The organism is Anaerococcus sp. NML200537 (genome assembly GCF_026131715.1).
GTDB lineage: Bacteria > Bacillota > Clostridia > Tissierellales > Peptoniphilaceae > Anaerococcus > Anaerococcus kampingae.
Map to the genome: position 1 here is coordinate 1 of NZ_JAMXSL010000064.1, position 6,071 is coordinate 6,071.

Consider the following 6,071-nt stretch of genomic DNA (forward strand, 5'->3'; position numbering starts at 1 on the left):
CTAATCGTCTTGTTTTAAATATTATAATTTACTATATTCCAATTTAATTTTATGTTTTCTATATATCTTTCCATGTAATCCAATCTGGAGTAGGTTGATATTTGTCAACAAATTTTTTTATATTCCCACATCTGCCCATAGAAATAATTATGAAAATTATTATGAGAAGGAAGTAGAGAGGTGAAGTTAATTTGCACTTCTATAACATTATTTAACACACATAAACTAAAAGAACTATAAATCTAACATTAATAATATTTAAAAGCTAAAGGCATTGCAATGTTCTCTAAAGAAAATGAGATATATTTTAATGCCTTTAAATTATCTATTTATATTTTTTTAATTAGCTGACGCTTTTATCTTTTGATATATATAAAATAAGTGGGTAGGTGATCAGTACAGCTAAGCTTGCAATAAATATACACATATATGCTGGCATAATATTTGCCAAAAATCCATAAAACATATTTCCTAATGGTATTGATGATAATGCAAGCATGCTAAAAACTGACATAATTCTACTTCTAAATTCATTTTTAATATTTTTTTGAAAAAATACTTGTGTAGCTATATTTAATGGCATAACTGAACTAATTACCAAGCAATCTAAAAACGTTATTAGACCTACTACTAAAACAATATTGTCTTTTCCAGCTCCCATTCCATAATAAACACACAAGCCAATTAAGAATAGAAATCCAGATATAGATATTGCACTGTACTTTAATAATTTTTCGGGTTTAATCTTTTTGATAATTGGAAGTATCAAAAATGGCAATAGGATACTTATACCCGCAGTTGCCATCCTATATATACCATAGATATACTCACTGGTTTTAAATACTTCCAAAAATACATAAGTTATAACAACACTAAATATAGCTGAAAATGAAAAGTTAATTAAGGGAGCTACGATTACAAAAATTTTTGAGAACCTATCCTTTCTTAATTCATTAATACCTTCAATGAATTCAGTAAAGAAAGATTTGATACCCTTTGAGTTTTTCTCCTTTAATTCATCAGCATAGGGTGTTTCAATGAAGAAGTTTAATATTAGGGATAAGACTAATAAAGTGTTTATCAAAACAAAGGAGCCAAAAATCCCAAAGCTTTTATATATAAATGCTGCCAGCATTGGTGTTGTAATATATACAATGCCATCATCGACTCTTGATAAAGTAACAGCTTCTTCCATCAATCCCTTATCTATAATCTCGGATAGTATAGAGCTTTCGGCTGAATTATAAAATACCTCAACCATCTCTAAAATTATAACAAGAATATATACTGAGATAAGTGAAATATCGCCATACATACCTGAGTAAACCGTGTATATGCTCATGACTAAAATTTGAACCATATTTAAAGTTTTCATAATGCTAATTCGTTTTAGTCTATCACCTACAACTCCACCCACAGGAGTGAGTAAAATTCTTGGAATAACTATAATGGATAGAATTGAAGCATATACAAGTGGCGATCCTGTTTTTTCCAAAATATATAAGGCTAGGGTAAATTGAAGAATATTGCTAGAACCCATAGAAAATGCTGTCGCAAAAAAATAGCTAAGGTAGCTTTTATTTTTTAATAAACTTTTAATAGGTTTCCTCAATATTTAAACCCCTTTCTATTTTCCTAATCCCTCAACTATCATTTCAAAAGCATCTACTGTGTATATTCCTGAGAACATATATCTTAATGGAACTACAATAAACTTTTCATTTTTTATTGCATTGACATTTGCAAGTTCTTTATTGTTTTTTAATATGCTTATTAGATTCTCTGCTCCCTTGTCTCCTGGAGTTTCGTGCAAGATTATATAATCAGGATTCTTAGCAATAACATCTTCCCATCCAACAGTTGCAAATTGCTTGTCAATATCACTAAAAATATTTTCTCCGCCTGCTTCAGCAATCAATAAATTTTCCAAACTCTTTCCTGCTGCTACCATTGGCTTATTATCATCTCCATTATCAAATCCCATAACTTTATACTTCTTTGATGTGTCAACTTTGTTCTTTATTTCTTTAAATCTAGCTTCAATTTCATCACAAAGTTCCTTTGCCTTATCTTCAACATTGAATATTTTGCCAAGATTCTTGATATCAACATACATATCATTAATTTCAGGTTGTTTATCTAAAGAGCCTTCAGTAACCAATATATTTATTCCATTTTCTGTATAATCCTTATATTCACCAAAAATATCAGGAACATTGAAGTAAAAACTATCCATTAAAATAAAATCTGGCTTAAGAGATAAGTTTACTTCAAGACTTGGAAATGGACTCTTTAAATATCCTTCAGGTATTGGAATATTTTTTACATCTTCCCTGTATTTTTCTGATACATCATCAATTGATAATAACCCAGCTTCTCTTGAAGCAATAATTTTATCTTTTTGTCCTAAGGCTACTAAAGTTGAAGCTGCGTTGTAATCCATAGCAATTATTCTTTCTGGTGCTTTTTCATACACTGTCTTATGATCAAAGTTGTCAATCTCAACTGGATAATGGTCTTTTTTTGCTTCATCTGTTTTTTCTTCAGCTTTACTTTCTACTTTTTCTTCAACTTTGTTTTCAACTACTTCTTTTTTTGTATCACTTTCTACATTGTCTTTTTTTGCACATCCTGCAAAACCTACTACTAGCAATAATGCTAATGCTAAGCCTAAAATTTTCTTTGTTTTCATATTTTAATCTCCTATTCTAAAATATTATTATAGACAACAATTCTTTCCTTACCATCATTTATGATTTTAGAGTCCATATTAAAAGCTTCTTTTATAACATGAGGGTTTATAACCTCTTCTGGCCTTCCATTGACCAATACCTTTCCAGCCTTTAATACATATATCTCATCACAAAATTTTGATGCAAAATTCAAATCATGAAAAACAGATATTACTGTCATTGAGATTTGTTTTAATATTTGCATCAAAAACATTTGATAATAAATGTCTAAATGATTCGTTGGTTCATCCAAAATCATAATTTCTGTATCTTGTGTTAGAGCCCTTGCAATTAGCACTCTTTGTTTTTCACCTCCTGATAAGCTATTATATTTTCTTTGTGCAAAGTCTCTCATGCCTAACTTATTCAAGTTTCTCATAGCTTTTTCATGATCTTCATTAGAATAATCTTCTAGCGATTTCTTATAAGGGAGTCTTCCCATTAATACAATATCTATAACCCTATAATCAAAATCACTATTATTCTCTTGCTTCATAACACTTAAGTTTTTTGCAATATCATTTTGGCTATAATTTTCTAATGGGATGCCTTTTATATAAACTGTTTTTTTATAGGGTACAATTGCGTTATACAAATGCTTAAGCATTGTAGTTTTGCCAGAACCATTAGCTCCTATTATTCCTATAAACTTATTTTTACAAGCATTAAATGAAATATTTTCTAAAATCTTTTTTTCTTTTATATCATAGGAAAGATTTTCTATATTAATAATAATGTTATCCATTATAGTTCCTCCTTTATCAATAAATAAAGAAAGACTGGAGCTCCAAAAAATGCTGTAATTATTCCTATAGGTAGTTCTTGAGGAGATAAAATTGTTCTTGCTAATATATCAGAAAGACATAAAAATCCTCCACCATAAATAAACGAAAGTGGTAATAAAAATAAATGTTTGGGACTTATGATTTTTCTTAGGATATGAGGCACAATAAACCCAACAAAACCTATTAACCCACAAGAAGCTACTGCAACGCCAGACATTATCGAAACTATAATAATTGATTGTTTTTTTAAAGATTGAACATTTACACCTAAACTTAATGCTGTCTCGTCACCCAAAGATATTACGTCATAATTTTTCGCTTGAAAGAGAATATATATAGTGCAAACTATAATTACAATTGAGGGAAAGAAAATATTATCCCATCTTGCACTTCCAACAGAACCCATTGTCCATGAAAGGATTCCTTTTATTATATTCGTATTAGGGGTTGCTATTATAAAAAAGTTTGATAGTGCAGCTAGCATTGTTGAGACTGCCATTCCTGTTAAAATTAACCTGCTACTCGCAACTTTTCTGCCAGCATGTGAAAGCTTGTACACAAGAGTAAGAGCCAATATTGAGCCTAAAAAAGCCATTCCAGCCCTACCCAGCCAAGAATTTATAAATGGCAAACCTATAAAATAACCAAATGTTACAAAGGCTAATGCTCCACTTGATACGCCTACCATGTATGGTTCAGCCAAAATGTTTTGTGTTATTGACTGCATTACCACTCCCGATATGGCAAGACCCCCTCCAATAAATATCGCTAGTAATCCCCTGGGTATTCTTAAATTCCATATTATAGGAATATGAGATTCAACATCACTAATATCTCCAATTCCAAAAACCTTATATTTGATAACATCAAGAACTGACTTCACGCTTATATCTGCTGATCCCATAAATCCAGAGAATAAAAAACTGGTCAATATAATTACAATGCCTAAAACTAGCATAATTTCATAATTTCTTTTTACATTAATTTTCATTTTCTTTTCTCCATTCACTGCCCATTAATAATTCATTAAAAGATTTATTGTTAAGAATCAGCTCATCATACTTGCCAGTGCCTTCAACCCTTCCATCTTTTATAAATATTATCCTATCTGCATTTTGTATTGTTGATAATTTATGGGCAGATATAATAATTACTTTATCTTTTTTTATTTCATCTAAAAGCTCATTTAAAAACTCTTCATTTTTCTCATCAAGTGCAGATGAAACCTCATCCATTAATAAAACTGGCGAATCTTTTATAAGACCTCTAATTATAGCTAATCTTTGTAATTCGCCTCCTGAGTAGTTTTGCCCTGCCTCCTTGACTAAATTATCTAAACCTTTTTCTTTAGCCATAATCATATCGTATGAGTTTAATTTTCTAGCTAAGTCTTCAATTTCATCAATGCTCACATCTTCCTTTGCATATTTAAAATTATTTAACAGGCTATCATTAAAGAAAAATATGTTTTGACTAAAAGTTGTTATGTTTTTTCTTAGCGTATTCTCCGTATAAGACTTTATATCCCTACCAAATATTTTTATATGTCCACCTTTTAATTCATAATACCTATTTATGAGCTTAAAAATGGTACTTTTGCCACCGCCAGATGCAGACACAATAACTGTCTTTTCACCCCTATTAGCCTTAAAGCTAAAATCTTTTAATATTGCTTTATCAGGATTTTTCTCGTAATAGAAATAGCAGTTTAAAAACTCAATTCCTTGATTAATTTTACTCCTGTCTATTTCACTAGGTCCATACGTGTCTATTAGAGGTTTTATATCATATAAATTTTTCAATCTATTCAATGCCCCAAAAATAAAGCCAAAATTTCCAGTTTGATGCATACAATTTCTAAGAAAATAATAATATGCCACTATTAAGGCTAAATAAACTATTTTTTCAAAGGCCGCAGCGGGAAAAATAATCAATATAATTAAAAACAAAGCCAATCCTAATAAATCTAAGACCAAATTGTCTTTTAATTCTTTGTTTGAATACTTCCCTGAAACCTTATTATATTCTTTAGACTTTTTTTCAATTTTATTAAAAAAATCTGTTTCTCTATCGAAAAATAATAATTCTTTAAAGCCCAATATGCCGTCAGTAGCATTAGCAATAAGATCTCCACCCATGTTTTTAATTTCTATCCCCTGCTTTTCTTTTTCGTCCAGACTGCCTATAAACAGCCTAATTACAAAAAGTAAAAACAAGAATATAATAACTCCACTCGCTATGGATTTTAAACTTATAAGGGTAATAACAACAATTGATATCAGCAAAAAGGCTATCCACTCAGTAAGTATGTGAGCTATAAACCATTCAAATACATTAATATCATTTATTATCATCTGCACAAAGTCACCGACTTTAATATTTTCTACTGCTCCTGGAGAAATTTTATAATAATGGGAAAAAACATCTCCCCTAAGTTTTTCTATAACATCATAAGAAATATAATGAGAATAATATACATCTATAAACCTTAGTCCTAAATATAAAATAAAAAGACCTGCCAAATAAATTATGGCCTTTTTATCAAGGATATTAC

General features: G+C 29.7%; 5 protein-coding genes. All 5 read right to left on the reverse strand.

The window, feature by feature from the left end:
* Positions 1 to 343 precede the first annotated feature (343 nt).
* A complete protein-coding gene (locus tag NH288_RS11145; RefSeq protein WP_265215352.1) occupies positions 344 to 1,612 on the reverse strand; it encodes an MFS transporter in 1,269 nt (422 codons plus the stop codon).
* 15 nt (positions 1,613 to 1,627) lie between these two features.
* On the reverse strand, positions 1,628 to 2,692 hold the full coding sequence (locus NH288_RS11150; RefSeq protein ID WP_265215354.1) for an ABC transporter substrate-binding protein: 1,065 nt from the start codon (positions 2,690 to 2,692) through the stop codon (positions 1,628 to 1,630).
* A gap of 11 nt (positions 2,693 to 2,703) precedes the next feature.
* Entirely contained in the window at positions 2,704 to 3,477 is a 774-nt protein-coding gene (locus NH288_RS11155; protein WP_265215356.1) for an ABC transporter ATP-binding protein, read from the reverse strand.
* Positions 3,477 to 4,508, reverse strand: a complete 1,032-nt coding sequence (locus NH288_RS11160; RefSeq protein WP_265215357.1) for a FecCD family ABC transporter permease — start codon at positions 4,506 to 4,508, stop codon at positions 3,477 to 3,479. The genes NH288_RS11155 and NH288_RS11160 overlap by 1 nt, the downstream gene beginning before the upstream one ends.
* Positions 4,498 to 6,071 (reverse strand): ABC transporter ATP-binding protein (locus tag NH288_RS11165; RefSeq protein WP_265215359.1); only part of this gene is annotated, 1,574 nt, incomplete at its 5' end. The genes NH288_RS11160 and NH288_RS11165, both read right to left, overlap by 11 nt.